Origin of the sequence: Cryobacterium sp. Hz7, assembly GCF_004402815.1 — a bacterium.
Taxonomy (GTDB): domain Bacteria; phylum Actinomycetota; class Actinomycetes; order Actinomycetales; family Microbacteriaceae; genus Cryobacterium; species Cryobacterium sandaracinum.
This window is the reverse complement of the sequence record NZ_SOFB01000057.1, coordinates 19,942-46,820: the sequence shown is the minus strand read 5'-3', so window position 1 is coordinate 46,820 and position 26,879 is coordinate 19,942. Positions and strand designations below refer to the sequence as shown.

25 protein-coding genes and 7 tRNA genes are annotated in these 26,879 nt (G+C 66.7%); 10 read left to right on the top strand and 22 right to left on the bottom strand.

Translation table 11 applies throughout. The features are described from left to right. Window positions 1-2: 2 nt before the first annotated feature. The 9 genes from pdxS to E3N86_RS15165 form a co-directional block, all read right to left on the bottom strand. Entirely contained in the window at window positions 3-899 is an 897-nt protein-coding gene (gene pdxS / locus E3N86_RS15205) for a pyridoxal 5'-phosphate synthase lyase subunit PdxS (RefSeq protein ID WP_104100483.1), read from the bottom strand. Between the two features lie 68 nt (window positions 900-967). Further along, entirely contained in the window at window positions 968-1,531 is a 564-nt protein-coding gene (locus E3N86_RS15200) for an HIT domain-containing protein (protein WP_104100482.1), read from the bottom strand. Between the two features lies 1 nt (window position 1,532). Then, window positions 1,533-3,455, bottom strand: a complete 1,923-nt coding sequence (gene thrS, locus E3N86_RS15195) for a threonine--tRNA ligase (protein ID WP_233191359.1) — start codon at window positions 3,453-3,455, stop codon at window positions 1,533-1,535. Window positions 3,456-3,617: 162 nt separating this feature from the next. Continuing rightward, a tRNA-Val gene (locus tag E3N86_RS15190) sits at window positions 3,618-3,689 on the bottom strand. A 25-nt stretch (window positions 3,690-3,714) separates the two neighbouring features. Then, window positions 3,715-3,788, bottom strand: a tRNA-Cys gene (locus E3N86_RS15185). Window positions 3,789-3,837: 49 nt separating this feature from the next. Then, window positions 3,838-3,909, bottom strand: a tRNA-Gly gene (locus E3N86_RS15180). Between the two features lie 179 nt (window positions 3,910-4,088). Next, window positions 4,089-4,160, bottom strand: a tRNA-Val gene (locus E3N86_RS15175). Between the two features lie 39 nt (window positions 4,161-4,199). Continuing rightward, a tRNA-Cys gene (locus E3N86_RS15170) sits at window positions 4,200-4,273 on the bottom strand. 49 nt (window positions 4,274-4,322) lie between these two features. Next, window positions 4,323-4,394: transfer RNA gene (locus E3N86_RS15165), tRNA-Gly, on the bottom strand. 155 nt (window positions 4,395-4,549) lie between these two features. On the opposite strand from E3N86_RS15165, the gene E3N86_RS15160 reads away from it, so the two are divergent. After that, window positions 4,550-4,622 (top strand) — tRNA-Val (locus E3N86_RS15160). A gap of 76 nt (window positions 4,623-4,698) precedes the next feature. On the opposite strand, the gene E3N86_RS15155 is transcribed toward E3N86_RS15160, so the two are convergent. After that, window positions 4,699-4,860: a hypothetical protein gene (locus E3N86_RS15155; protein ID WP_134371589.1), complete on the bottom strand. Its 162-nt coding sequence runs from the start codon at window positions 4,858-4,860 to the stop codon at window positions 4,699-4,701. A gap of 61 nt (window positions 4,861-4,921) precedes the next feature. Further along, complete coding sequence (locus tag E3N86_RS15150) at window positions 4,922-5,095, bottom strand: CsbD family protein (protein ID WP_104100480.1); 174 nt, start codon at window positions 5,093-5,095, stop codon at window positions 4,922-4,924. Between the two features lie 78 nt (window positions 5,096-5,173). Here E3N86_RS15150 and E3N86_RS15145 point away from each other — a divergent pair, with 78 nt between their 5' ends. Then, window positions 5,174-5,884 carry a M50 family metallopeptidase gene (locus E3N86_RS15145; RefSeq protein ID WP_134371511.1) on the top strand — a complete coding sequence of 237 codons (711 nt, stop codon included), beginning with the start codon at window positions 5,174-5,176 and terminating at the stop codon, window positions 5,882-5,884. Between the two features lie 24 nt (window positions 5,885-5,908). Here E3N86_RS15145 and E3N86_RS15140 read toward each other — a convergent pair whose 3' ends face one another. From E3N86_RS15140 to E3N86_RS15115, 7 genes are all read right to left on the bottom strand, one after another. Continuing rightward, a complete protein-coding gene (locus tag E3N86_RS15140; RefSeq protein ID WP_104171045.1) occupies window positions 5,909-6,412 on the bottom strand; it encodes a GNAT family N-acetyltransferase in 504 nt (167 codons plus the stop codon). 459 nt (window positions 6,413-6,871) lie between these two features. Next, window positions 6,872-7,018 carry a hypothetical protein gene (locus E3N86_RS16945; RefSeq protein WP_166785111.1) on the bottom strand — a complete coding sequence of 49 codons (147 nt, stop codon included), beginning with the start codon at window positions 7,016-7,018 and terminating at the stop codon, window positions 6,872-6,874. A 97-nt stretch (window positions 7,019-7,115) separates the two neighbouring features. Further along, the gene (locus E3N86_RS15135) at window positions 7,116-7,313 is read right to left on the bottom strand and encodes a hypothetical protein (protein ID WP_134371509.1); all 198 of its coding nucleotides are present in this window, start codon (window positions 7,311-7,313) and stop codon (window positions 7,116-7,118) included. 339 nt (window positions 7,314-7,652) lie between these two features. Further along, on the bottom strand, window positions 7,653-8,384 hold the full coding sequence (locus tag E3N86_RS15130; RefSeq protein ID WP_134371507.1) for a YqjF family protein: 732 nt from the start codon (window positions 8,382-8,384) through the stop codon (window positions 7,653-7,655). A 152-nt stretch (window positions 8,385-8,536) separates the two neighbouring features. Next, a complete protein-coding gene (locus E3N86_RS15125; protein ID WP_158250210.1) occupies window positions 8,537-9,982 on the bottom strand; it encodes a flotillin family protein in 1,446 nt (481 codons plus the stop codon). Window positions 9,983-10,114: 132 nt separating this feature from the next. After that, a complete protein-coding gene (locus E3N86_RS15120) occupies window positions 10,115-11,875 on the bottom strand; it encodes a LuxR C-terminal-related transcriptional regulator (RefSeq protein ID WP_134512243.1) in 1,761 nt (586 codons plus the stop codon). A 72-nt stretch (window positions 11,876-11,947) separates the two neighbouring features. After that, a complete protein-coding gene (locus tag E3N86_RS15115) occupies window positions 11,948-12,214 on the bottom strand; it encodes a hypothetical protein (RefSeq protein WP_134371503.1) in 267 nt (88 codons plus the stop codon). A gap of 566 nt (window positions 12,215-12,780) precedes the next feature. Between E3N86_RS15115 and E3N86_RS17555 the strand changes: the two genes are divergently transcribed. Next, window positions 12,781-12,924 carry an SHOCT domain-containing protein gene (locus tag E3N86_RS17555; RefSeq protein WP_134371587.1) on the top strand — a complete coding sequence of 48 codons (144 nt, stop codon included), beginning with the start codon at window positions 12,781-12,783 and terminating at the stop codon, window positions 12,922-12,924. Between the two features lie 64 nt (window positions 12,925-12,988). On the opposite strand, the gene E3N86_RS15105 is transcribed toward E3N86_RS17555, so the two are convergent. Together E3N86_RS15105 and zapE are read right to left on the bottom strand one after the other, a co-directional pair. Beyond that, window positions 12,989-14,260 (bottom strand): ammonium transporter, encoded by a 1,272-nt coding sequence (locus E3N86_RS15105; protein ID WP_134512242.1) that lies wholly within the window; start codon window positions 14,258-14,260, stop codon window positions 12,989-12,991. Window positions 14,261-14,473: 213 nt separating this feature from the next. Continuing rightward, a complete protein-coding gene (gene zapE, locus E3N86_RS15100) occupies window positions 14,474-15,523 on the bottom strand; it encodes a cell division protein ZapE (protein ID WP_134400863.1) in 1,050 nt (349 codons plus the stop codon). Between the two features lie 181 nt (window positions 15,524-15,704). Here zapE and E3N86_RS15095 point away from each other — a divergent pair, with 181 nt between their 5' ends. From E3N86_RS15095 to E3N86_RS15085, 3 genes are read left to right on the top strand one after another with little or no spacing between them, the layout of a single operon-like run. Next, entirely contained in the window at window positions 15,705-16,607 is a 903-nt protein-coding gene (locus E3N86_RS15095; protein ID WP_134420633.1) for a sulfurtransferase, read from the top strand. A gap of 60 nt (window positions 16,608-16,667) precedes the next feature. Then, entirely contained in the window at window positions 16,668-17,105 is a 438-nt protein-coding gene (locus E3N86_RS15090) for a SufE family protein (RefSeq protein ID WP_104099618.1), read from the top strand. Then, on the top strand, window positions 17,102-17,890 hold the full coding sequence (locus tag E3N86_RS15085) for a dihydrofolate reductase family protein (protein WP_134512241.1): 789 nt from the start codon (window positions 17,102-17,104) through the stop codon (window positions 17,888-17,890). The genes E3N86_RS15090 and E3N86_RS15085 overlap by 4 nt, the downstream gene beginning before the upstream one ends. Here the strand turns inward: E3N86_RS15085 and E3N86_RS15080 are convergent. Then, the gene (locus E3N86_RS15080; RefSeq protein WP_166785110.1) at window positions 17,811-18,995 is read right to left on the bottom strand and encodes a S9 family peptidase; all 1,185 of its coding nucleotides are present in this window, start codon (window positions 18,993-18,995) and stop codon (window positions 17,811-17,813) included. The two genes, E3N86_RS15085 and E3N86_RS15080, sit on opposite strands and share 80 nt — an antisense overlap. Before the next feature lie 111 nt (window positions 18,996-19,106). Here E3N86_RS15080 and E3N86_RS15075 point away from each other — a divergent pair, with 111 nt between their 5' ends. The 4 genes from E3N86_RS15075 (at window position 19,107) to E3N86_RS15060 (ending at window position 24,335) form a co-directional block, all read left to right on the top strand. Next, complete coding sequence (locus E3N86_RS15075; RefSeq protein ID WP_134512239.1) at window positions 19,107-19,697, top strand: DUF3000 domain-containing protein; 591 nt, start codon at window positions 19,107-19,109, stop codon at window positions 19,695-19,697. Further along, window positions 19,690-20,886 (top strand): ribonuclease D, encoded by a 1,197-nt coding sequence (locus E3N86_RS15070; RefSeq protein WP_104099614.1) that lies wholly within the window; start codon window positions 19,690-19,692, stop codon window positions 20,884-20,886. Before E3N86_RS15075 ends, E3N86_RS15070 begins: the two co-directional genes overlap by 8 nt. A gap of 75 nt (window positions 20,887-20,961) precedes the next feature. After that, window positions 20,962-22,167 (top strand): thiolase family protein, encoded by a 1,206-nt coding sequence (locus E3N86_RS15065; protein ID WP_104099613.1) that lies wholly within the window; start codon window positions 20,962-20,964, stop codon window positions 22,165-22,167. Next, window positions 22,164-24,335, top strand: a complete 2,172-nt coding sequence (locus E3N86_RS15060; protein ID WP_134512238.1) for a 3-hydroxyacyl-CoA dehydrogenase NAD-binding domain-containing protein — start codon at window positions 22,164-22,166, stop codon at window positions 24,333-24,335. The genes E3N86_RS15065 and E3N86_RS15060 overlap by 4 nt, the downstream gene beginning before the upstream one ends. 481 nt (window positions 24,336-24,816) lie before the next feature. Here E3N86_RS15060 and dxs read toward each other — a convergent pair whose 3' ends face one another. After that, the gene (gene dxs, locus E3N86_RS15055; protein WP_104099611.1) at window positions 24,817-26,769 is read right to left on the bottom strand and encodes a 1-deoxy-D-xylulose-5-phosphate synthase; all 1,953 of its coding nucleotides are present in this window, start codon (window positions 26,767-26,769) and stop codon (window positions 24,817-24,819) included. Between the last annotated feature and the right edge of the window lie 110 nt (window positions 26,770-26,879).

Here is a 26,879-nt window from a genome sequence, read left to right as displayed (position 1 = left end):
ATCTACCAGCCGCGCTCTGAGAGGCGGTGCGGCGCAGCCAGATCGGACACGTTGATGCCGACCATGGCCTCGCCGAGTCCGCGCGAGACGGATGCGATGACGCTGGGGTCGTCGTAGAAGGTGACGGCCTTGACGATGGCGTTGGCGCGGGCCTGCGGGTTGCCCGACTTGAAGATGCCGGAGCCGACGAATACACCGTCCGCACCCATCTGCATCATCAGGGCCGCGTCGGCGGGGGTGGCCACGCCACCCGCGACGAAGAGCACGACGGGGAGCTTGCCGGTGGCGGCGATCTCGGCGACGAGTTCGTACGGCGCCTGCAGTTCCTTCGCGGCGACGTACAGTTCGTCCTTGGTCAGAGCCGACAGGCGGGCGACCTCACCCTTGATGGTGCGGATGTGCTTCATGGCCTCCGAGACGTCGCCGGTGCCGGCTTCGCCCTTGGACCTGATCATGGCCGCGCCCTCGTTGATGCGGCGAAGCGCCTCACCCAGGTTGGTCGCGCCACAGACGAACGGGACCGTGAAGTTCCACTTGTCGATGTGGTTGACGTAGTCAGCCGGGCTCAGCACCTCGGACTCGTCGATGTAATCGACGTTCAGGGCCTGAAGGATTTGAGCTTCGACGAAGTGGCCGATGCGCGCCTTGGCCATCACCGGGATGGATACCTCGGCGATGATGCTGTCGATCAGGTCGGGGTCGCTCATGCGGGCAACGCCACCCTGGGAACGGATGTCGGCGGGAACGCGCTCAAGGGCCATGACGGCGACAGCACCGGCGTCCTCGGCGATGCGAGCCTGCTCGGCGTTGACGACGTCCATGATGACGCCGCCCTTCATCATGTCGGCGAGACCACGCTTGACGCGGCTCGAACCAAAGGCGGAAGTGGTTTCAGTCATAGCTTTGATTCTATTCCTTGGGTGGTGTCGATTCCGCCCGGCGGGTGCCGGTGGAGGGGTATATACGGCTAGTTGCCATCCTGGGGCCAGCCCTCGGCGACTTCGCGCCGCACATCGCCCAGAAGACGGGGAATCGCCTTCGTTCCGGCGATGATCGGGAAGAAGTTCGAGTCGAGCGCCCAGCGGGGAACGATGTGCTGGTGTAGGTGCTCGGCAATGCCCGCGCCGGCAATACGGCCTTGGTTCATGCCGATGTTGAAGCCGTCGCAGTGCGACACCGCCTTGAGCACACGCATGGCCACCTGGGTGAGACTGCCGATCTCGGCGACCTCCTCCGGACTGGCCTCATCGTAAGTCGCGACGTGCCGGTACGGACAGACCAGCAGATGCCCGCTGTTATACGGGAACAGGTTCAGCAACACGTAGGCGTGCGTGCCGCGGGCCACAATCAGTGCCTTCTCGTCGGTCATGCTCGGGGCCAGGCAGAAGGGGCAGTCATCCGGGTGCGGCTGCTGGCCGTCCTGGATGTAGACCAGGCGGTGCGGGGTCCATAGCCGTTGGAAGGCATCCGGAACCGCGGCGAACTCGGACGACTGCTCGAGCCCCTCGAACTCGTCGCTGTGCGTGTCCATCTCAGACCTGGCCCTGGGTCGTGACCTGCGCGCGCGCATGGATCGCGGCGATGATGCGACGGATGGCCTCGTCGGCCGGTACGCCGTTCTCCTGGGTGCCGTCGCGGAACCGGAAGCTCACCGAGCGATTGGAGCGGTCATCCTCGCCGACGATCAGCTGGAAGGGCACCTTCGCCTTGGTGTGGTTGCGGATCTTCTTCTGCATGCGGTCGTCGGAGTGGTCGACCTGGGCGCGCACGCCTGCCGTCTCGAGCCGGCCGATGATTTCGTCGAGGTATGGACCGTATTGCTCGGACACGGGGATGCCGACGACCTGCACCGGGGACAGCCACACCGGGAACGCCCCGGCGTAGTGCTCGGTGAGCACGGCGAAGAAGCGTTCGATCGAACCGAACAGGGCCCGGTGGATCATCACCGGGCGCTGGCGGGAGCCGTCGGAGGCGGTGTACTCGAGGTCGAACCGTTCCGGCAGGTTGAAGTCCAGCTGGATGGTGGACATCTGCCAGGTGCGGCCGATCGCGTCGCGGGCCTGCACGGAGATCTTCGGGCCGTAGAAGGCGGCGCCGCCCGGGTCGGCCACGAGTTCGAGACCGGATGCTTCGGCGACTTCGCGCAAGGTGTCGGTCGCTTCCGCCCAGGCCTCGTCGGTGCCGACGAACTTCTTCGGGTCCTTCGTGGAGAGCTCGAGGTAGTAGTCCTCGAGGCCGTAGTCGGCGAGCAGCTTGAGCACGAAGTTGAGGGTGCTGGTGAGCTCCTCTTTCATGCCTTCGCGGGTCGTGTAGATGTGCGCGTCGTCCTGGGTCATGCCGCGCACGCGGGTGAGGCCGTGCACGACGCCGGACTTCTCGTAGCGGTAGACCGAGCCGAATTCGAACAGGCGCATGGGCAGGTCGCGGTAGCTGCGGCCGCTGGAGCGGAAGATCAGGTTGTGGAACGGGCAGTTCATCGGCTTGAGGTAGTAGTCGACGCCCTGACGGGTCATGTGGCCGTCGGCGTCGTACTCCGCGTCGAGTTTCATCGGCGGGAACATGCCATCGGCGTACCAGTCGAGGTGACCGGACGTCTCGAACAGGTTCGACTTGGTGATGTGCGGCGTGTAGACGAAGTCGTAGCCGGCCTCGGTGTGGCGCTTGCGGGAGTAGTTCTCCATCTCCTGACGGATGATGCCGCCCCTGGGGTGGAAGACGGGCAGGCCGGAGCCGATCTCCTCGGGGAAGCTGAAGAGGTCGAGTTCGGCGCCGAGCTTGCGATGGTCGCGCTTGGCGGCCTCCTCCTGGCGGGCTTGGTAGGCCCGCAGTTCGTCCTTGGTGGCCCAGGCGGTGCCGTAGATGCGCTGCAGCTGCGGGTTCTTCTCGGACCCGCGCCAGTAGGCGGCGGCCAGACGGGTCAGGGAGTAGCCGTTGCCGATCATGCGTGTGTTCGGCAGGTGGGGACCGCGGCAGAGGTCTTTCCAGAGCGTCTCCCCCGTCTTCGGGTCCACGTTGTCGTAAATGGTGAGTTCGGCGCCGCCGACCTCGACCGACTCGTTGTCGACGGTCTCGGCGGCCCCGCCCTTGAGCCCGATCAGTTCGAGCTTGTACGGCTCGGCGGCGAGTTCGTCCCGGGCCTGGTCGTCGGTGACGACGCGGCGCACGAACCGCTGGCCCTGGCGGATGATGCGGTCCATGGCCTTCTCGAGCGACTTGATGTCCTCGGGGGTGAATGCCTCTTCAACGTCGAAGTCGTAGTAGAAACCATCGGTGACGGGCGGGCCGATGCCCAGGCGCGCCGCCGGGTTCACGGTCTGCACGGCCTGTGCGAGCACGTGCGCGGCCGAGTGGCGCAGGATGCTGAGGCCGTCGGGCGAGCCGATGGTCACCGGTTCGACGACATCCGTCGGAGTCACCGTCGTGGCGAGATCCTTGAGCTCGCCGTTGACGCGCATTGCGACAACGGACCGGTCGGTGAATAGCTCAAAGCCGTCAGCCACGTGTATTACTCCTTCAGTATTGTTCGAACCCCAATAACTTTAGCGGCGCGCCTCGACCACGACGGGCACGGCCATTTTGGGCAAAGAAAAACCCCCGAGTTACCGGGGGTTTGCCTGTGGGCGATACTGGGATCGAACCAGTGACCTCTTCCGTGTCAGGGAAGCGCGCTACCGCTGCGCCAATCGCCCATTCTCTGAAAAGACATTCCAGAAGTGGAGGTGGATACGGGATTCGAACCCGTGTACACGGCTTTGCAGGCCGCTGCCTCGCCTCTCGGCCAACCCACCACATACGTTTCGTACCAAAAAGAACCGGCTTTGCGGCCGATTCCATTCGAGCGGATGACGAGATTCGAACTCGCGACCCTCACCTTGGCAAGGTGATGCGCTACCACTGCGCCACATCCGCACTCATCAACGTTTCCGCTGACTTGAAAGACTCTAGCCGATTCCGGCCGAACCCGCCGCACCCTCCCTGGCGATTCATCGCGGCGAGCCCGAGGAAGGCCCGACTGCACCTGGATTTCCGGTGCTGTGCGGGCAAAAAAAACCCCCGCTTTACCGGGGGTTATCTGTTTCCCAACTCTGTGGGCGATACTGGGATCGAACCAGTGACCTCTTCCGTGTCAGGGAAGCGCGCTACCGCTGCGCCAATCGCCCATTTCCTGAAAATCATTCCTGCATTGCGACTTCCGGGATTGGAGGTGGATACGGGATTCGAACCCGTGTACACGGCTTTGCAGGCCGTTGCCTCGCCTCTCGGCCAACCCACCACTTGGGATTCGTACCGAAAGAAACCGGCCTCGCGGCCGATCCCATTCGAGCGGATGACGAGATTCGAACTCGCGACCCTCACCTTGGCAAGGTGATGCGCTACCACTGCGCCACATCCGCAACTGCCCGCATTTCTGCGCGCTTGAAAGACTCTAGCCGATAGTCCTGTTCATATTCAAACCGAGTCGTTCCGGCGTGTTGAGGCCCCCACGATGTGCGCCTTCCACCCGGTCTGGGTTAGTATCGAGACTTGTGGCTACAGTACGAGGCCACAGGGGCGATTGGCGCAGTTGGTAGCGCGCTTCCTTCACACGGAAGAGGTCATCGGTTCGAGTCCGGTATCGCCCACAGCCAAGAAAAAGCCCCGAAAGTCGGGGCTTTTTCTTTTTCTCGGTACGGGTTGGAGACCACATGCGCGGCCCGGTCAGGCCCGCTTCCCGGAGATCGTCCGGGCAAGCCAGACGATCAGCGCGATCACGACGAGCACGATGCCGACCCAGATGAGGAAGTTGAGCGACTCGACGAACCCTCCGGTGAACAGAAGCGCGATGGCGATGATGGCAACAATGACGAGGAGTACGTTCATCCTGCTCGCCGTCCTTTCTTTTGATTGACGTGCACTGATGGTGTGGAGATGCGGATTCGACTCAATCAGTGACGGCGTCCTTGACGTTCTCTCCGGCCTGCTTGAGGTTTGCCCTGGCCTGTTCAGCCTTGCCCTCGGCTTCCAGCCGCTCGTTGTCGGTCAATTTGCCGGCGGCCTCCTTTGCCTTGCCCACGGCTTCCTCGGCCGAGTTCTTCATCTTGTCCGAAGCACTCATGGGGACCGTCCTTTCACTCGTATCCAGCTTTTGCGATCAGTATAAAGCTCCCGCCCAAGGTAATCTAGGCTGAAATCCATGGACGGGCTTGTCGATCTCTGGGGGCAACTCTCCGCCCGAAACGAGCCTCTGCCCGCGATCACGGCCTGGCTGACCATCGCGGCCGCTGCCGTGCTCGTGCTGGTGCCGGCCGCGTGGCGGGTCACCCGCCACGTCATCACGATCGCGCACGAGGGCGGCCATGCGGTGGTCGCGACGGTGAGCGGTCGCCGGCTCGGCGGTATCCGTCTGCATTCCGACACCTCGGGGTTGACCGTCAGCAGCGGACGCCCGCGCGGACCCGGCATGGTGCTGACCCTGCTGGCCGGCTATACCGCCCCTGCCCTGCTGGGGCTCGGCGCGGCACGGATGCTCAGCCTCGGCTACGACATCGGCCTGTTGTGGCTGTCGCTGGCGGCCCTGGCACTGCTGCTCGTGCAGATCCGCAACTGGTTCGGACTGTGGTCCGTCCTCGTTACCGCTGGACTGGTCTTCGGCATCACCTGGTTCGGCACTCCTCCGGTGCAGAGCATCTTCGCCCTGCTGATCACGGCGTTTCTGCTGCTCGGGGCTGTGCGCACCGTGGTCGAGCTCCAGCGGTCCCGGTCGCGGAGCCGCGGTACCGCCTCCGACGCCGACCAGCTGGCCCGTCTGACCCACATCCCGGGCGTGGTCTGGGTGGCCGTGTTCTTCACCGCGACGATCGCGTGCGCAGGGTTCGCCGGACGGCTCCTCGGCCTGCCTGCCTGATCCTGCCCCGCGGGGGTGCTGCCGTCAGGAGACCGTCGGCACGGCGTGTTTGAAGCCCACGTGGGACGCGGTGAAGCCCAGCCGTTCATAGAACCGGTGCGCGTCGACGCGCGCTGCGTCCGACGTGAGCTGGACGAGTTGAGCCCCGAAGGCCGGGGCATTCTGCACGGCCCACCGAATCATGGCTCCGCCGAGCCCGCGGCTCCTCTGATCCGAGCGAACCCGGACGGCCTCGATCTGCAACCGGGTGGACCCGACACGGGCGAGCCCAGGGATGACGGTGAGCTGCATGGTGGCCAGCACCTCGCCCAAAAGCGACGTCGCGACCAGCAACTGTTGGGCCGGATCTGCGTCGATTGCGGCGAATGCCCGTTCGTAGGCGACGCGATCTTCCGGCCGGTCGGCGTCGCCTCGGGAAGCGCTGATGGAGTCGTCGGCGAGAAGCCCCACGATTGCAGACAGATCCTGGGACAGGGCGCGCCGAAGGAGCACAGCGCCGGCGGGAAGGGTGAGGGTGACGTCGACCATTCTCCGAGTATCCCAAATGCCGCCTTCGCGTCTGTGCTCAGTTGAGCTGGGCCCGGGTCTGGGTCTGGGTCTGGGCCCGAGCCCCAGCCCCAGCCCCAGCCCCAGCCCGTGATTGTGCCACTGGGGTCTCGCTGGGTGAGCAGCCGGAACCAATTCGACGGAGATTCTCCGGAAAAACGGGATTTCCAAACGATTTAGGGCCGATTTTGACAAAATCTCCGTCGAATTCGTTCGGGAGAGCCTGCCGCTCTCACGCTGCCGACGACAACGCTCATGAAGTCCGCGCTGTGTCAGACCGCGTTGAGTCCGCGTAACGCGGCTTGACGGTTGCGGTCGACTCCATGCGCGAGCATGCGCACGAGATGTCGATCGTGGGGCTGCACCCGGGAGAGTGCGACCCAGGCGACATCCTCGGCGCAGGCGGTCGGGCCGGGGGCTTCCCCGATCGGACCGGCCCCCTCAGATCAGGGCCGCGCCGATGACCAGCAGCACTACGCTCATGATCGTGGCATGGTGGCGCACCAGGAGGTCGACGGTTCGGTCGAAGCCGAGCGGATGACCCTGGCCGGCTCGCTCACGAGCCTGCGCCCCGTCGGCGACGTCCACTCACGTAAGCCGCCGCCGCGGTGCAACATCCGCCAACCGGTCTCGCTCGTCAGCGCATGACAGCCCGCAGACAGACGTGCCAGATTGTCGTGCGCGGTCAGCCCATCGAACTATCAATCCAGGGAATGCTCGATATCGCAGTTTGCGACCGACCGGTTGCAGCCTGGAAACCGGCAGGTTTGACCCACACCCGCAGGAACCGTTTCGGGTCTTCCGGCACCATGTACCGGTCGCGGCCGACCAAGAGCACCGCCCCCGCCTCCGGACGCACCAGAATCCGGGTGAAGCTCGGCACCCGACCGCGATCCGCCGGGCCGTCTCCGCGGCGATCGGACCGCAGCGCCACCTTCTCAGCACGGTCGTAGAGCGTCCGCGACGCCATGCCGCGGGGCCTGGTACGTCAACTTCGACGCCGGCAACCTGCCTGCCGAACGCAGAACCTCCACCTCGAACGCCGGCCTCACCTCGTCGGCACCGACCACGCCTGAACGATCACCACCCTCGCATGCTGACAACTGATCTCACCCGACTCCAACGCGGCGCGGGCCAGCCCGAAGCGACGCGCGCCTCGACCGGTTCCGCCCGCCGAGCGAACGCCCCGTCCTACCTTGCCTCGATAGCGTCGGCCCGCGACTCAGCCGGCGGCGCCGAACCAGGTGGTGACCCCGGGCGAGTACAGCACGGAATCCGGCTCGCGTCCGGCCAGCCCGGGGAACCCCGCCACGGCGAGCAGGGTGTCGTCAAGGCTCACCAGTTCGGCCTCGAAGAGCTCCCACGGCTCATGGTGGTTGCGCAGGTGCACCGTGCGGCCACGCGTACGGGTGAATAGAGCCCAGCGGGCGGTCAGGAAATCGGCGAGCGGGTCGCCGAAGACCGGGCGGGCAGTCGGCCGCACCACGATCTCGGTGTGCGCCCCGGCGGCCAGGTGTCGGCGCGCGGTGTAGCGGTATTCCCCCGCCCCGACCTCAAGCTTGGTGCGGGACCACATGTACGGGATCGAGAACAATGCCCGGGCCGCCAGCACAGCCGCCAGCCGGGAGGCCTCCAGCGAGACGAAGACCACGCCGCGGTGCCCGTTCGCATCCACCGCGTACAGGCGCACGTTCACCTCAACGAAGGTGCCGAAGTAGGGAATGGGCGGACTGCCGAAGACGGTGGCCCGGTCCAGCACGAACGGGATCAGCCCAACCCAGCTAGCGCCGTCGAATTCGTCGGGCACGAGACCGTCCGGCAGCAGCGGAGCCACGAGAGCGGCGTCCACGCGCCAGTGCACGAATATCAGATTCGACCAGCGCTGGCTCGAGGACGCTCGCCCGGCCAGCAGGGGCGCAACGGCCGAGACCGGGTCCATCGCGGCATCCGTCATCTGGAAATCTCCCCTTGTTCCCGAGCCCATGCGGACCGGACTGCGGCATTCTGTGAACATCAACGCTACTCGCACCGGGACCAGGTCGACGCCCTCGAAATGCGAGCGATCCAGGCGCGAAGGCCTGAATCAGCGTCCGACCTGACTGCGTGCTATGCCTCGACGGCCGGCGCGGCCAGAGCGCTGTCGACGTCGGCCTGCTGGGCGGTCGTGAGTGAGGCCTGTGGCTTGGCGGTTTTGGTCGCGGCCGCTCCGACAGCGGCTCCACCGACGAGGTTGCCGAGCAGTTCCCGGATGCCGATACCCATGGTCGACTTGAGCACGCCGTCGACCTCGGTGATACCGGAAGCGACATTCTTGGTCAGTTGGCTGGCGCCATCCGTGGAGATGACCGTCAGGTTGTCGATGTTCGACATCGGAGCGGCCAGCTCGCGGGCGATCTCGGGCAGCATTTCCACCATGCGAAGCTGGATCAGCGCCTCACTCTGCTCGGCGACGGCCTCGGCGGACAGCCGGGTAGCGGTCGCCTCAGCGGTACCGCGGGCGAGGATGGCGTCGGCCTCGGCCTGCCCCTCCGCGCGGAGGGCCTCGGCGTTGGCGATGCGGCTGTCGCGGTCGGCGTTCGCGCCGGCCACGGCGGCCTCCGCCGCCGCGATGGCGGTCACCCGGATGCGGTACGCCTCGGCGTCGGCGATCGCGTTGACCTCGGACTCAAGCTCGGCCTTGCGGAGAGATGCGCGCCGCTGGGCGGTGAGCTCCTGCTCCTGAACGATGGCCTGCTGGGCCTTGGCCTCGGCCAGCGGCTTGGCCGCGGCTGCTTCGGCGGCGGCCTTGTCGGTGTCCAGCTGCAGCGCCGCTTTTCGAAGTGCGAGCGTGTTCTGGGCCTCGGCGATGGCCTGCTCGGCCAGAATGGCGGCCTCCTGTGCCTCCCGGTTGGCCGCGTGCTCGGCAACCTCGGCCTGGCGCCGCACCTTGGCCTGCTCGGCGCGTCCGAGGTCCCGGATGTAGTCGTTCTCGTCAGTGATGCCCTTAATCTCGAACGAGTCCACGTCGACGCCCTGGTTGGCCAGGGACTCCCGGGCGGTCGCCAGCACCGAGGAGCCGAGCTCGTCGCGCTTCTGGATGATGGTCATCACGTTCGTGCCACCGATCGACGACCGCAGGGATCCCGACAGTACTTCCTGTGCGAAGCCGTCGATGTTCTTGTCCTGGCCGAGAAACCTCTGCGCGGCGGCACGAATGGCGGCCGGGTCGTCGCCGACCTTCACAATGGCGACTGCTTCCACGGTGAGGGTGACGCCGTTCTGGTCCTGGGCGACGGCCGTGATCTCGATCGCCCGGCTGCGCAGGCTGATCTTGAACGCCTTCTGGAAGAACGGGGTGATGAACACGCCCTGGCCGTGCACGACGCGTTGCCCGGATTCCTCCAGCGTGGCGCCGTCGACGATGGTCTTCTTCGATTTCTTGCCGGTGATGATCAGGGCTTCGTCCGGCCCGGCGTTCTTGTAGACGCTCTTGGCATAGAACAGGCCGATCAGGAAGACGACGATACCCAGCATGATGAGACCGGGGATGGGGCTGAGCAGGAATTCAAACATGGGGTCCTTCCGTTCCGCCGGCACGAAGATCATGCACGTGGCCTGGCACTTCGCGCGGCGCGCGCGGGCACGAGACCCTCGAAGCCTAGTGGTCTGGGTCAGGCGGAACCATTCCCATTCGGGGGGTGCAGGTCAGAGCAGGCCGCGCTCCTGAGCAATAGTCACGGCCCGGGTGCGGTCGGTGTCCTCAAGCTTCTGATAGATGTTGCGCAGATAAGTTTTGACGGTGTTCGGGCTCACATTGTGCTTGCGGTCGATGTCCGCCACGGATTGATGGAAGGGCAGCTCGCGCAGCAGCACCCGCTCCCGCTCGGTGAGCGGTGCGACCGGGGCCGGGGCTGGGGCTGGGGCTGGGGCTGGGGCTGGGCAATTCTCCCCCGGCGCCTGAGCGGACCGAGTCACAATCCGGTTTGCGAAACCGTCGAGGTCCCGCAGCTGCTCAGCCAGGCGCGGCGCCCGAGCCAGACGGGCATCCGCTTCGGCAGATCGTTCACCCTCCTCAGCGATGCCGGCGAGCACGATCCAGGCGCTCACGAGCGTGGTCCCGCTCCAACACCGGGCGGCCGGCGTTGCGGCGGCTTCCAGCCGCCCACCGGCGCCGTGGCGGCCCGGGGCCGGCGGGTACGCCAGGGAGCGGAGCAGCACGGCCTCCAACGAGTCCGTACCCAGCACGTTCTCCACCAGGAGCGTGACACGTCGGGCCTCGGCCCGCCCGTCCAGCGCACCGGTCAGCTCGAACCAGGGGATGCAGCACAGGCTCGGCACACGCGGGTGGGCGTCCGCATTCTCCCGCATCAAGCCGTTCAGATTCTCGAGCACCGATCGCCGCCTCGGGTCCGCCGCCGGTGCCGACAGGGACAGGAAGGTCTGGGCGGGCACGATCAGTCCGGAATCCCACACCAGAGGGTCGGCCGCGACAAGCCGTTCCAGCACGCCCTGATCGATCGGCTCGCAGCGTTCGTACCGGCGGATCTGGAGCGAGACCGAGGCGCGGGCCGCTGCGCGGTTGAACGCCGCCCCCGCCACGGATGCCACGGCACCCGTGGCCGGGCGCGCTGCGGCATCCGTCGCCCGAGCGAGTTGATCGTCGATGAGACCGGCGCGGGCCCAGTCGCCCCGGCGGGAGGCCGACATGGCGGCGAGGTCGCCGGCAAGCAGGAACAGCCATTGGTTACCGGCATTCCGCGCGGTCACAGCCACCATTCGCAGTCCCGCTTCGGCTCGCTCCGCCTCGCCCAGACCGGCGCGGCACCAGGTCTCCGCGGTGGCGGCCAGCAGGTCGACACCGAGGTCTCCCCGCCGCCCCGGTGCGGCGCGGACGGCGCCCAGCCTGGCCAGACGGTCCCGGATTTCGTCAGGCGTCGCTGCGAAGAAGGCGGCAAGCGCGTCGATCACGACGGTCCAGATCTCCGCACTGCCGCCGGACGCGAGCCCCACCACCTCGAGCTCCGCCAACAGGTGGTCGGCCTGCCCCCGGTCGGGAAAGTATGGTGCCTCCAGGAGCAGCCTTAGGGACGCCGCCACGGATGCACCTGGGTTCCCGGCGCGCGCGGCCGGCTCTGCCAGGGCACGGAGGACGAGGTCTGGCGTTCCCCTGAGCACGAGATCGAGACCGAAAGCATCGAGCATCTCGGCGGTGAGGACGGGCAGCCCGGCAGCAAGCGCCTGCTCGAGAGCGTTTTGACCGTCGGCGCGGCGCGCGAACCACCGGGCCGCGGTCTCGTGAGCCGCCGCCGCCGCGAAGTCACGTCGCCGCGCATCGCCCTGCAGATAGGCCAGCAGGATCGAGTGGATGCGATACGCCCTGGTGTCGTCGCCGCTCTCCCTGGTGATAAGTGCGCTGGGCCCGGCCAGCCGGTCCAGCCCAGCCCCGGCATCCGCTCGCTTCGTCACCTCGACGGCCAGGTCGACCGAGAGGACAGGCCTGACGGCGGCGCGCAGCTTCGTGTTCTCGTCACCGTCAGCTCAGCCGGCGATGATCTCCGACCGGAGGAAACCGGCCACCGCCGGATCGTCACCGTCGAAATCCACCACCAGCCGTGCGGAATCGTTCCTCCCGTGCAGGAACGGCACGATCAGCAGCAGCTCGCTCCGATCGAACGCCAGGTCCGCCGGCGGCACGTCGACCATGAAGCCGTCGCCGCGCAGTCGCGTCGGCCCTGCGCACGGCCGAGTGCGCCCGGCGACCACGAGACGGATGCCCTCGGGCGCCGACGCGACCAGCTCGCCCACCAGCCCGGCCGATCCGCTTCGACACGGTCCAACCCACCGATGAACACGTACCGGGTGTCCCCGTCGCCTGACACCCCCGAGCGCCGCCCGACCTGCCGCCAGACGTCAGCGGGACGGAACCGGCCCGGCTGCGCGCGTACCCAGGTGACCGACTCCCCGTTCCGGTGAAAACGGCCAGCCCAGGACGCCAGCAGGGTCATCTTCCCGGGGCCTGCCGCAGCCCACACGCAGACGCAGCGCGCTTCGCCGGCGATGAGCCGATGAAATGCACCATCAAGCCGCGGCCGTTTCACCTCAGCGGTCGACGGAGCCGGGATCGGCGTGCCGACCCCCGGTGACGGTGCAGCCGGTGACGACGCTGCAGGTGTCACGGCTCCCGGTGTCAGGGCTGCGCCCGGAAGCGCCATCTGAGCCGGTACCCGATGCGAGGTCATAGAGACGCGTCCTCCATTCGCGGCCCCGAGTGGTCGTTCAGCCTCGTCACCGTGGCTCTCGGCCTGCCCCACGGCTAAGGTGCACGCAGTTCCACGGAGTCGAGGGAGTACCAGGCGCAGACCGATCAGTGCATCCGCAGTGTCGCCGGAACCAGTGCCGGGCCCACGGAGGAGATCGGCCGGGCGAAGGCTCTGCACGCTGCGGGCGCGATCACCCCGGCCGAGTTCGACGCCCTGAAGTCCCAGGCGCTGTCGAGGTCGTCCTACACCGAATAGGACAGCCACCGAATAGGACAGCCACCGAAAAGGACAGCACGCACAGGGCGGTGCTGCTTCATGGTTAGACGGCGTCGAGCGCGTAGCCCTCTTCACCGTGCACGATGGTGTCCACTCCGGCCACCTCGTCTTCGTTGTTGATTCGGAAGCCGATCGTCTTCTGAATGATCACGCCGATGCCGTAGGCCATCACGAAGGAGAAGATCGCGATGCCGAAGGCTGCGACGAACTGCACCCAGAGCTGGTTGAGGCTGCCGGTGTCGAGCAGGCCGATGCCCGACCCGAAGATACCGATGTAGAGCGTTCCGATCATGCCACCGATGAGGTGGATGCCCACCACGTCGAGCGAGTCGTCGAAGCCCCACTTGAACTTCAGGTCGATGGCAACCGCGCATACCGCTCCGACGAGGACTCCGAGGACGATCGCCCAGAACGGGGTGAGGATGTTACAGGCAGGGGTGACGGCGACGAGCCCGGCGACGGCACCCGAGGCGGCACCGATCGAGGTGGGCTTGCCGTCCTTGATCTTCTCGACGATCAGCCAGCCGAGAATACCGGCGGCGGGAGCGACGAGCGTGTTGATCCAGGCGAGGGCGGCGACACCGTCGACGGCGGCTTCGGAGCCGGCATTGAAACCGAACCAGCCGAACCACAGGAGCGAGGCACCGAGGAGGGTGAGCGGAACGTTGTGGGGCTTGGAGATGCCTTTCTTGAAACCCACCCGCTTGCCGAGCACCAAGGCGAGAGCCAGACCGGCTGCACCGGCGTTGATGTGCACAGCGGTGCCACCGGCGAAGTCGTTGACCCCGAGAGCGGCGGGAGCCCAGCCATCGGCGAGGTTGAAGACCCAGTAGGCGACCGGGAAATACACCAGGGTCGACCACACGGCGGCGAAGATCAACCAGGCGCCGAACTTGGCACGGTCGGCGATCGCACCAGAGATCAGTGCGACGGTGATGATGGCGAAGGTGGCCTGGAAGCCGGCGAACGCCAGCCCGTTCAGGTCGGGAGAGAGGGATCCGTCTTCCCCGGCGCCGAGCAGCCCACTCAGGCCGAGCAGCCCGGACGGGTTGCCGAGGAAACCGGGGATCAGCGGCGGGCCGAAGACGAGCCCGTAGCCGTAGAGCACCCACAGCACACCGACAACGCCCATCGCGCCGAAGCTCATCATCATCATGCTGATGACGCTCTTCGCCTTCACCATTCCGCCGTAGAAGAAGGCAACACCGGGAGTCATCAGAAGCACGAGGGCGGCCGCGACGAGGAGCCACAGGGAATTGAGATTCAGGGCTATTTCATCAGTTGTGGCGTCAAACAGGACTGACAGTTGAACCATGGATATGGTTACCTCTCGCTAACTAACAGTGATTGCCGTCGACGTGCACAGGGTGAGCAGTTGATCGTGTCTCGGCGGGTACAGAGTCAGTTTGAAGTTGTGAGGTTTCGGTGAGTGCGCGCGGATGTTTCGCCCGCGTTACGCGCCGAGCGACGGTGTTAACATCGCGTTTCCGGCGGGCAGAGCGGTGGCCCGGCCTCGATCAGTCGTGCATCAGTCGTGCGGTGGAAGCTCACCTGTGGTCAGCGCCACGAGACGGGACTGGGACCGCTGGTACTTCTTTCGGTAACCGCCGGAGAGCATCTCCTCGTCGAAGACCTCGTTCAGGGGCTGCCCGTTGGCGATGATCGGAATCTCCGCGTCGTAGACCCGGTCGATGAAGGCGACCAGCCTGAGGGCATCCGTCTGGTCGGTCAGCAGGTACACATCGGTCAGGGCGATGACGTCGATGCCGTGGATCAACTTGATGTACTTCGACGGATGCACCGTGCTGAGATGTCGGATCAGGTCGCCGAAGTCGTCCCGGGTCACCGTGGAGCCGCGTTCGACCAGGGCGGGCACCAGCTGGTCCACTTCGTCCCGGGACACGGCGATGGCGTGGCCCTCGATGTCGCGCCTGCGGAAGTCGAGGCCGTCGATACGCACGATCTCGAAGTTCGCGGACATCGCCTGGATCTCGCGAAGGAAGTCGATCGCGGCGAAACGCCCCTCGCCCAGCGAATTCGGCGGCGTGTTCGACGTGGCGGCGACGCGGGTACCCGAGGCCACGAGCTCGCCCAGAAGCCGGGTCATCAGCATGGTGTCGCCCGGGTCGTCGAGTTCGAACTCGTCGATGCAGATCAGGCGGGCGCCGGAGAGCTGCCTGACGGTGGCTGCGTAGCCGAGTGCTCCCACCAGTGCGGTGTACTCGATGAAGGTGCCGAAGTATTTCGGTCCCGGGGCGGCATGCCAGAGCGCGGCCAGCAGGTGGGTCTTGCCGACGCCGAAACCACCGTCCAGGTAGATGCCCGGCAGCTCCGGCTTGGGCTTGCGGGTGCGGGAGAAGAAGCCGCTGGGCCGCTGGGCCAGCCAGGCTCCGGCAAAGGTGCCCAGCCGTTCCACGGCCTCGAGCTGCGAGGGGAAGTTCAGGTCAGGTCGGTACGACGCGAAGGAGGCGTGCTCGAACTGGGGCGGCGGAACCAACTCGGCCACGATCTCCGGCCCGGTGATGCTCGGAGAGCGATCGGCCAAACGTTGCACCTGGCTGAGAGCTTGAGGAGCCATGCTGTAGTACCCGGTTTCTGTGTCGAACTGATAGTCCCGGTCGGAGCATCATCGTTGAAGAACGACCGCGGATGCGATCAGGACCCATACCGCGTAGATTCGAAAACGCGGACCGGTAACCAGCCTAAACCGCGCCCATTTGATTCCAGTGTCCATCGGACGCCACCAGGAGGTTCCCCCCATGTCTGTTGATCTCGATCCGGCACCGAAGTTCATGGCCTACGCCCACCCCGAACGTCTGGTCAGCACCGAGTGGCTGCAGGCGCATCTCGAAACCCCCGGTCTTGTTGTCGTCGAATCGGATGAAGACGTTCTGCTCTACGAAACCGGCCACATTCCGGGAGCCGTGAAAATCGACTGGCACACCGACCTCAATGATCCGGTCGAGCGCGACTTCGTCGACGGTGCCGCCTTCGCCGCAATGTTCGGCGCCAAGGGCATCTCCCGCAACACCACCGTGGTCATCTACGGCGACAAGAACAACTGGTGGGCGGCCTACGCCCTGTGGGTGTTCACCCTATTCGGCCACGAAGACGTCCGCCTGCTCGACGGCGGCCGTGACAAGTGGGTGGCCGAGGAACGAGGCCTCACCCGGGACAAGCCCGTTATCACCCCGACCGTGTACCCGGTCGCCCCGCGCAACGATTCCGCCATCCGCGCATTCCGCGAGGATGTCTTCGCGCACTTCGGGAACCCGCTGATCGACGTGCGCTCCCCCGAGGAGTACACCGGCGAACGCACCCACATGCCGGCCTACCCGGAGGAGGGCGCCCTGCGCGGCGGCCACATCCCGTCGGCGGCGTCGGTGCCGTGGGCGCGCGCCGCTGCCCCGGACGCCACCTTCCGCACCCGCACCGAGCTGGACGCCATCTACCGTGACGAGGCCGGCCTCTCCGACGGCGACAACGTCATCGCCTACTGCCGGATCGGCGAGCGGTCCAGCCACACCTGGTTCGTCCTGACCCACCTTCTCGGCTTCGAAGGCGTGCGCAACTACGACGGGTCCTGGACCGAATGGGGTAACGCCGTGCACGTGCCGATCGTGATGGGCACGGAGCCGGGCGCCGCACCTCAGCCCCGCTGAGCCGGCCGGCCCACTCGGATTCCGGGGCCTCACGGCCCGCGCATGGCAGAATGAGTGTCGATGACCGCTACCGAACTTCCCGCCAAACTGGCCGAGATCCGCGATGACTTCCTCGAACTCGAGGAGTCCGACCGGCTGCTGCTGCTGCTTGAGTTCGCCGACGAGCTGCCGGCGCTCCCGCCGCGCTACGCGGAGCACCCGGACCTGCTCGAGCGAGTCGTTGAATGCCAGTCTCCCGTCTTCATGTTCGTCGAGGTGGACGGCGAGTCCGCGGTGCACCTCTACGCGACCGCTCCCCGGGAGTCGCCGACGACCCGGGGCTTCGCCTCGATCCTGGCCCAGGGTCTGGATGGGCTCAGCGCCCAGGAGGTGCTCGATGTGCCGGATGACTATCCGAACACGATCGGATTGACGAAAGCGGTGTCGCCCCTGCGCATCCGCGGCATGTCAGCCATGCTCGCCCGCACCAAGCGCCGCCTGCGCGAGGGCGCTGCGTGACCCTGACCCGGGTGTTTCCGGAGCCGGACGCGGGCGGCGATACGGTCGACCTGCCGCGGAGCGTCGACGGGCTCGACCCGGTCAGCCGGGATTGGCTGTTGCGGCGCTACGCCCCGGCGCCGGGCGCGTACCTGCGGGTCAACATGATCGCCAGCCTGAACGGCGGCGTGGCCGGGTCCGATGGCACCTCGGATTCCCTCTCGAGCCGCCTCGACCGCCGGATCCTAGGTGTGATCAGGGAACTTGCCGACGTCGTCCTGATCGGCGCCGGCAGTGTCCGTGCGGAGGGGTACGTCGTGCCGGCCCGGGCGGCCCTCGCGGTCGTCACCTCCAGCGGAAACCTGGCCGGTCATCGGCTCGAGCACTTTACGCACCGGGACTCCGCACACCCGGAATCCGCGCATCGGCAGCCGGTGTACATCCTCTGTCCGCGCTTCGCAGTCGGCCGGGTGGAGGCCGCCACGGTCGGGGCCCGCACGACCGTCGTGCCGCTCGACGAAGAGAACGGCGTTCTCACTCCGTCCACGATTCTCGCGGCCCTCTGCGCCCTCGGCCTCCCGCGCATCGTCTGCGAGGGCGGTCCGGTGCTGGCCGGGCGATTCTTCGCGGCCGACCTGGTCGACGAATTCTGCCTGTCCACGAGCCCCCAGGTGGTGCTCGGCGGCCGGGGGTTGCTCGAATCGGCCACGGCCGGATCCACCGGATTCAGGTTGCGGCAACTTCTCCTGGACGACCAGGGAGCGACATACGCTCGGTGGGAGCGATCTCGACCAGCCAGTTCGTGATGGCCTGATTCCAACCCTCGCGGTCGTAGTTCCACAGCTTCGTGTGCCGCGCCACCGCGAACGGCAGAAAGGTCACAATGTCGGGTCGGCGCCCGGCCAGGGCGCGGGAGCCGGTCGCGGGCACGAATCCGTCGTCGTCGCTGTGCATCAGGAGCACCGGTAGGTCGAGCTCGGCGGCGCGCGTGACGAAATCGAGGCGTCCGAAGTCGATCGGTTGGGTCTGACCGGTGACGATCTTGCCCCAACGCCGTCCCAGGACCTCCAGAGCACCGCTGGCGATGACCGCGGGCAGGCCGAGCAGGCCGCCGTGGAAGCGCGCGACATCCGCCCAGTCGATCACGGGCGAGTCGAGCACGATGCCGACGATCCGGTCGCGCAGCGTTGATCGCGTCGCGCTCTGCAGCACGATCGCGCCGCCCATGGACCACCCCATCAACACGATCTCGGTCGCACCGCGGTGCACCGCGAACGCGATCGCCGCATCGACATCCTGCCATTCCGCGTCTCCGAGGGAATACCGGCCGTCGCCGCTCCGCGGTGCCTCCCCGTCGTTGCGGTACGACACAAGCAGGGACGTGAAGCCCGCATCCCGGAAGACCGGCGCCGCTCGCAGCGTCTCCTGCCGCTGCACCCCGCGCCCGTGCACCTGGATCACCCAGCGGCCGTCCGGCTCCTCGGCCGGGATCAGCCAGGCCGGAGCATCACCGACGTCGGTGGAAACGAGCACGTCCTCGAAGGCGAAGCCGAGGTCCCAGGGCCCGAGGTACGAGTAGCCGCCGAGCCGGCCGCGCTCGGCTCGGGCCAGATCCCCGTGATCGACGCGCAGGATGCGCCGCGTCACCTTCGTGGGCGTGAGACGGAGGATCTCGCCCAGGTGGGCGTGTCCTGTATCGCCCGAGAACCAGAAGCTGTAATCGCCCTGCAGTACGGAATCCGGCGTGGACTGCAGCGTAATCGTTCCCGCCACGAGGTCGACGGAGTGGATCCGCACGTCGTCGGAGCGCGTGGTCGAGGGCGTCACAATCCGACGTGCCATCACGGCCGCCAAAACACCGCCCGCGATCCCCAGCAACACCGTTGCCCCGGCGACTGCGATCCCGCTCACCGCCAGAAAACGCCTCGGGTACCGCCCTGAGCCCACCCGCTCACGCATGACTACCTCCCCTGTCCGGCGTGCCTGTCCGACTCCGCTCGAAAAAAACTCTAGTCTGCACACGTGCCCGAAACACAAGAAACGCCTTCGCCGGAGTTCGCCGCCGCCCGCGCATCCTTTGCACGTGCCCGCATCCGTACGGAGCTTGTGGTCAATGAGATTTCCGCACCCGGAAACCTCGCTCCGCACTCCATCGCCTTCTCGGCCGACGTGACCCCGGTACGTCACGGGAGCGACTCCGATCTCGGGACCGGACGCTTCATCCTGCTGTATGACCCGGCCGAGCCCGAGGAGTGGGGCGGCGCCTTCCGCGTCGTCTGCTTCGCCCAGGCTCCCCTGGAAACCGACATCGGCCTCGACCCGTTCGTCGCGGGGGTCGCCTGGTCGTGGCTGGTCGATGCTCTCGACGCCCACGGGGCACGGTATACAGCGGCCTCGGGGACCGCTACTAAGATTATCTCGTCCGGCTTTGGCGAACTTGCCAAGCAGGGCGATGGCGCGCAGATCGAACTGCGGGCCTCGTGGACGCCGCTGGACCACAATCTCGCCGCCCACGTCGAAGGATGGGGCGAGCTGCTCTGCATGCTCGCAGGTCTTCCACCCACTGGCGAAGGAGTCAGCATGTTGTCCACACGCCGAACCGGTCGTGCTTGATCACCAGGTGATCGATACGCGGGACGCCTACCTCGCGGCGACCGCAGCCCTCAGCGCGGGCACGGGCCCGATCGGCATCGACGCTGAACGAGCCTCCGGCTTCACCTACTCCCAGCGCGCCTACCTGATCCAGATCTATCGGCGCGACGCTGGCACATTCCTGTTTGACCCGCCCGCGATCGGCGACTTCCACGAGCTCAACCAGGCTCTGCGCGATGACGAGTGGATTTTCCACGCCGCGAGCCAGGACCTGGCCTGCCTGCGCGAGGTCGGACTTGACCCCCGGCACATCTTCGACACTGAACTGGCCGCCCGCCTGCTCGGAATCCCCCGGGTCGGCCTCGGCACGGTGGTGGAAGAGCTGCTCGGCATCCATCTTGCCAAGGAACACTCCGCCGCCAACTGGTCGACCCGCCCACTGCCGGAGGCCTGGCTGGTCTACGGCGCGCTCGACGTGGAACTGCTTCCCGACCTGCGTGACCGTATGGTCGACATGCTCGCCACCGATTCCAAGACCGACATCGCCGCGCAGGAATTCGCCGCCGTGCTGGCGCGTGAGGCGAAGCCCGTCGGCCCCGAACCCTGGCGCCGCCTTTCCGGCGTGCACTCCATCCGGGGACAGCGGGGCCTGGCCGTGGCCCGGGAATTGTGGCTGGCTCGCGACGCTCTGGCACAGGAGCTGGATGTGTCCCCCGGCCGGCTCGTGCCCGACGCGTCGCTGACGGCGGCAGCACGGGCCATGCCGGCGAACCGGCAGGCCCTGGCTGATCTGAGGGAGTTCAGCGGCCGTGCGAGCCGCAGCGAACTCGACCGCTGGTGGCGTGCCATCCAGAAGGGCCTGGCGTCAACCGACCTGCCGTCGCTTCGGGGAAACGGCGACCTGCTCCCGCCCCCGCGCGCCTGGTCCGACCGCAATCCCGAGGCTGACCTGCGCTACAAGGCCGCTCGCGCAGCCCTCACCGAGGTCTCCGAGGAGCTCGCCATCCCGCTGGAGAACCTCGTCACCCCGGACTATGTCCGCCGGGTGGCGTGGACGCCGCCCGTCAACGTCGATCCCGCATCCGTCGGTGAGGCGCTCGCGCACCTGGGTGCGCGCACCTGGCAAATTGAAGTGACCGCACAACGGATCGCCGATGCCTTTGTGGATGTCCACCAATCGATCGAGCTCTCTTCGGAAGCGGATTCGTAGGATCCGTCCAAGGATTCGACCCTCCACGGGAGCCCCTTTAGGATCGACCGACACCTGATCGATGATGGAGGCAAAGTGGCCGATAGAACAGAAGTCGTGTTTGTGGACGGGGTTCGTACCCCGTTCGGACGCGCCGGTGAAAAGGGCATTTACTGGAACACCCGGGCGGATGATCTCGTGGTCAAGGCCATGATCGGACTGCTGGAACGCAACCCGTCGGTCCCTGGGGAACGCATCGACGAGGTGGCGATTGCCGCCACCACCCAGACCGGCGACCAGGGCCTCACGCTCGGTCGCACGGCGGCACTGCTTTCCGGGTTGCCGAAGTCGGTACCCGGATTCGCCATTGACCGGATGTGCGCCGGCGCCATGACCGCCGTGACCACTCTCGGAGCCGGGATCGGATTTGGCGCCTACGACCTGGCCATCGCCGGCGGCGTCGAGCACATGGGACGCCACCCGATGGGTTCGGGCGTCGACCCGAATCCGCGTTTCCTGTCCGAGCGCCTGGTCAGCGAGGACGCCCTCAATATGGGCGCCACGGCCGAGCGCATCCACGACCGGTTCCCGGCGTACACCAAGGAGCGGTCCGACCGGTTCGCCCTGCGCAGCCAACAGAAGGTCGCCGCGGCCTATGCCGCCGAGAAGATACAGCCCGACCTGGTGTCGGTTGCGATCCGCAGCGATTCCGGCTGGGGTCTGGCGACCCGCGACGAGGCTCCCCGCCCCGAAACCACGATGGAGGGCCTCGCGACTCTCAAGACCCCCTTCCGTCCCCACGGACGGGTCACTGCCGGCAACGCTTCCGGGCTCAACGACGGTGCCAGCGCCTGCCTCCTCGCCAGCGGCAAGGCCGCCAAGGACCTCGGTCTCACCGTCAAAATGAAGATGGTCAGCTTCGCCTTCGCCGGCGTTGAGCCGGAGGTCATGGGACTCGGCCCGGTCCCCTCCACCGAGAAGGCCCTGCGCAAGGCCGGCCTCAGCATCACGGACATCGGCCTGTTCGAACTCAATGAGGCTTTCGCCGTGCAGGTCATCTCGTTCCTCGACCACTTCGGCATCGACGACGAGGACCCGCGGGTGAACGAGTACGGCGGCGCGATCGCCATCGGACATCCGCTCGCTTCCTCCGGCGTGCGCCTGATGAACCAGCTCGCCCGTCAGTTCAGCGAGCACCCGGAGGTGCGCTACGGCCTCACCGCCATGTGCATCGGTCTCGGCCAGGGCGGCACCGTGATTTGGGAGAACCCGAACTTCAACCGGAAGGCAAGCAAGCGATGAGCAACTACTCCGAACTCGATTTCACCCCGCTGGTCGAGCTGTCGGCCGACGAGGTCGTCACCCACTGCTACGTACACGATGTGCCTCTGTCCGGTGGAAGGACCCTGGCGCTGGTCACGCTTGACAACGGCCGGGACCACACCCGCCCGAACACGCTCGGCCCGAACACCCTGCTCGAGTTCGCCATGGCGATGGACCTTCTCCGGGAACGCGCCGCCCTCGGCGACATCCACGGCGTCGCCGTCACCGGCAAACCGTTCATCCTCGCCGCCGGCGCCGACCTGAGCAAGGTCAGCGAGATCCCATCGCTCGCGACGGGCAAGCTGCTGGCCCAGTTGGGCCACTATGCGCTGGGCAAGCAGGCCGAACTGGGTGTGCCCTCCTTCGTGTTCATCAACGGGCTCGCACTGGGGGGCGGGCTGGAGATCGCCCTCAACGCCGACTACCGCACCGTCGACGCGACCGTGCCCGCGATCGCGCTGCCCGAGGTCTCCCTTGGGCTGATCCCGGGCTGGGGCGGCTCCTACCTGCTGCCCAACCTGATCGGCATCGAGAACGCGCTCAAGGTGATCATCGAGAATCCGCTCAAGCACCGCACGCTCAAAGCGGCGGATGCTCTCGAGCTGGGCATCGCCGACGTGCAGTTCGCCTCGGCCAGGTTCCTTGAACAGTCCATCGAGTGGGCCGATGGCGTGATCGCCGGAAAGACAAAGGTCGCCCGGCCCAATACGCCCGGCAAGGTCGAACGGCTCGTGAAATGGGATGTGGCCGTGGGCGTGGCCCGCAAGATGCTGGAAAACCGCATCGGAACCGTCGCCCGGTCGCCGTACATCGCCCTCAACCTGCTCAAAGCAGCCAAGAGCGGATCTCGCCAGGAAGGGTTCGAGCGGGAAGACGACTCCTTGGCCGAACTCATCGCCGGAGACCAGCTGCAGGCCAGTATTTACGCTTTCAACCTGGTGCAGAAGCGAGCCAAGCGGCCGGCCGGTGCGCCGGACAAGGCCCTGGCCCGCCCGATCAACAAGGTAGGCGTCATCGGCGCCGGCCTGATGGCCAGCCAGTTCGCCCTTCTCTTCGTGCGTCGCCTGCGCGTGCCCGTAGTCATCACAGACCTCGATCAGGCCCGCGTCGACAAGGGCGTCGCGTACATCCACGGCGAGATCCTCACCCTGGAGACCAAGAATCGTATCTCCCCCGACGAGGCCAACCGGCTCCGCGCTCTGGTCACGGGAACGACAGACAAGGCACAGTTCGCCGACGCCGACTGGGTGATCGAGGCCGTCTTCGAGGAACTCAGCGTGAAGCAGGATGTCTTCGCCGAAATCGAGAAGCACATCTCTCCCGACGCCATCCTCGCCACCAACACCTCGTCCCTCTCGGTCGAACAGATCGGTGCGAAGCTGGCCCACCCCGAGCGCCTGGTCGGTTTCCACTTCTTCAACCCGGTGGCGATCATGCCGCTGATCGAGGTCGTGAACACCCCGCGGACCAACGACGCCACTCTCTCCACGGCGATGGTCGTGGCAGCCAAACTGCGAAAGAACGCGGTCATCACCCGGGACACCTCCGGGTTCGTCGTGAACCGCCTCCTGGCGAAGCTCCTGGGTGAGGCCATGCACGCCGTCGACACCGGAACCCCGTTCGAGGTCGTCGATGGGTCACTGGCTCCGTTCGGGATGCCGATGACCCCGTTCGAGCTGCTCGAGCTGGTCGGCCTCAAGGTCGGCGCACACGTTCTGGACACCCACCATGCCGCATTCCCGGACCGGTTTTTCGAGAGCGCGAACCTGCATAAGCTGGCCGAGCACGGAACCATTCTGGAGCGCGACGCCAAGGGCAGGATCAAGGGCTTCGACAAGGGCGCCGTCAAGATCGTCGCGGGCGGGCAGACCCCGATGACAGCCGAGCAGATCCTACGCCGGATCGAGGACGGCCTCGCCGATGAAATCAAGCGGATGCTGGACGACGGCGTCGTGCACGCCGCGGAGGACATCGACCTGTGCATGATCCTCGGGGCCAACTGGCCGTTCCAGATGGGCGGGATCACGCCCTACCTCGACCGCGTCGGCGCGAGCGAACGGGTCTTCCAGGGCACGTTCCACACCCCATCGATCCGCGGCGTCGCTGCCGCGGCCGTGCCTGCTACCCGCACGAGCGTAGGCGACTGACCGCAGGCGACTGACTGCATCCACTCCGCCGACCCGTAACCTCGGCTCCTTTCTCTTCACGGAAGGGGAGCCGAGGTCGTGGCTCGGCGCGGTGGTCGGCGGTATTTTTGTGCGGCCGGCGGGGCCGGAAGGGTGAGGCCTGCCAAGTGTGGGCGTTGGGGGTCGCACGGGCCGGGGTTTCCGAACCGGCCGTTTCCCTTGCCGATGTAGACGATCAGGGGACCTCGATGTGGGCAGAACGTGCATTCCACGCCCTATCCGAGTCCGGGCCCGGCCCGGCCAGCAACTCTGCCCTGAACGAATTCGACGGAGATTCTGCCGGATTTGGCCCACAAACCCCCGAGAAAGCGGTTTTCCCCCAGAATCTCCGTCGAATTGGCTCGACGCCGGGCACGGCACCCCGCCTGTGATGAACAGCGATCACGCGGTGATCTCAGCCCCAGCCTTCCGGAAACGACACAACCATTCGATGGGGAATCGCCTAATCCTGCTGAAGGTTTGCCGGGATGCTGGCGGTGTCGGCGCGGTCCGCCGGCAGGGGCCGCGCATGCGGGATCTTGCTGCCGAGCACCATTGCGACGACATCGCGGGCGATGCGCTGCGGGGTCAGCCCAACACGGTCGAGGATCTCGGCGCGGGTGCCGTGGTCGAGGAATTCGTCGGGCAGCCCCAGTTCGGTGACCGCCGTGTCCACGCCGGCTTCACGCAGATCTTGACGGACACGGGTGCCGACGCCGCCGACCCGGACGCCGTCCTCGATGGTCACGACGATGCGGTACTCCGCGGCCAGGGCCACGATGCTCCGCGGTACCGGGACGACCCAGCGCGGGTCGACGACGGTGGCTCCGATGCCCTGGGCTGCGAGCCGGTCCGCCACATCGAGACCGATCGTGGCCATCGGCCCGACGGTGACGATCAGCACGTCTTTCTGGGCTGATTCCAAGAGCACGTCTACGCCGTCGCCCAGGCGGCGCACGGCGTCGATTGGGGCGCTCACGCTGCCCTTGGGAAAGCGCAGCACAGTGGGCGCGTCGTCGACGGCCACGGCCTCTTCGAGCTCCTCTGCCAGGCGCACCGAGTCCCGAGGTGCCGCGAGGCGGATCCCGGGGACGACCTGAAGGATCGCCAGGTCCCAGATGCCGTGATGGCTGGGACCGTCGGGCCCGGTCACCCCGGCCCGGTCGAGCACGAATGTGACGCCGGCCTTGTGCAGGGCGACATCCATCAGGACTTGGTCGAACGCTCGGTTGATGAAGGTGGCGTAGAGCGCGACGACCGGGTGCAGGCCGCCGAAGGCGAGGCCGGCGGCACTGGTGACGGCGTGCTGCTCGGCGATGCCCACGTCGTGCACCCGGGCGGGGAATCTCTCGGCCATCTTGTGCAGGCCGGTGGGACGGAGCATGGCCGCGGTGATGCCCACGATCTTCGGATCGAGTGTGGCAAGGCGCAGCAGCTCGTCGGCGAACACCGACGTCCAGGAGGGTGCGCCGGCGGATTCGGTGGACTCCCCTGTTTCCGGGTCGATCTGGCCGACCGCATGGAACTGGTCGGCGGTGTCCTGAACGGCCGGGTCGTATCCCTTACCCTTCTGGGTGATCGCGTGCACGATCACCGGCGCGCCGTAGCCCTTGGCCTGATGGAGCGCCTCGACCATCGCCGCCATGTCGTGGCCGTCGATCGGACCGATGTACTTGATGTCGAGGTTGGAGTAGAGCGCCTCGTTGTTGGAGAACCGGGCGAGGAAGCCGTGCATGCCGCCGCGCACGCCGCGGAAGAACGCCCGGGCGGGCGCGCCCATCCGTTCGAAGGCCTGACGGCTGGTCAGATAGGCACTGTGGTACGCCTGTCGGGTGCGCACGGTGTTCAGGAAGCGGGCCATGCCGCCGATGGTGGGCGCGTAGGAGCGGCCGTTGTCATTCACGATGATGATCAGGCGACGGGTGTTGTCGTCGCTGATGTTGTTGAGGGCTTCCCAGGTCATGCCCCCGGTCAGGGAGCCGTCGCCGACGACCGCGATCACATGGCGGTCGCTCTGCCCGGTCATCTCGAAGGCTCGGGAGATGCCGTCAGCCCAGGACAACGAGCTGGAGGCGTGGGAACTCTCCACGATGTCGTGCTCGGACTCGCGCCGCTGCGGGTAGCCGGCCAGGCCGCCGGCCTGGCGGAGGAGGCTGAAGTCCTGGCGCCCGGTGAGCAGCTTGTGCACGTAGGCCTGATGTCCGGTATCGAAGACAATGGCGTCACGCGGGGATTCGAAGACCCGGTGCAAAGCGATGGTCAGCTCGACCACGCCGAGGTTGGGACCAAGGTGCCCGCCGGTCTTGGAGACTTCCCGAACGAGGAACGCCCGCACCTCGGCCGCGAGCTGGACGAGCTGTTCCATCGAGAGGCGATCCAGATCTCTCGGCCCGAAGATCGTGTCCAGTAGCGCCATCGATAACACCTTTCACGTTGCGCTATCCGCCACCAGAAAACCGGCGCATAGATTCGGTCAAGCCGAGTCTACGCGCCGGTTTCGGTAGCTGGCCTAAGGGCTCCTGCGTG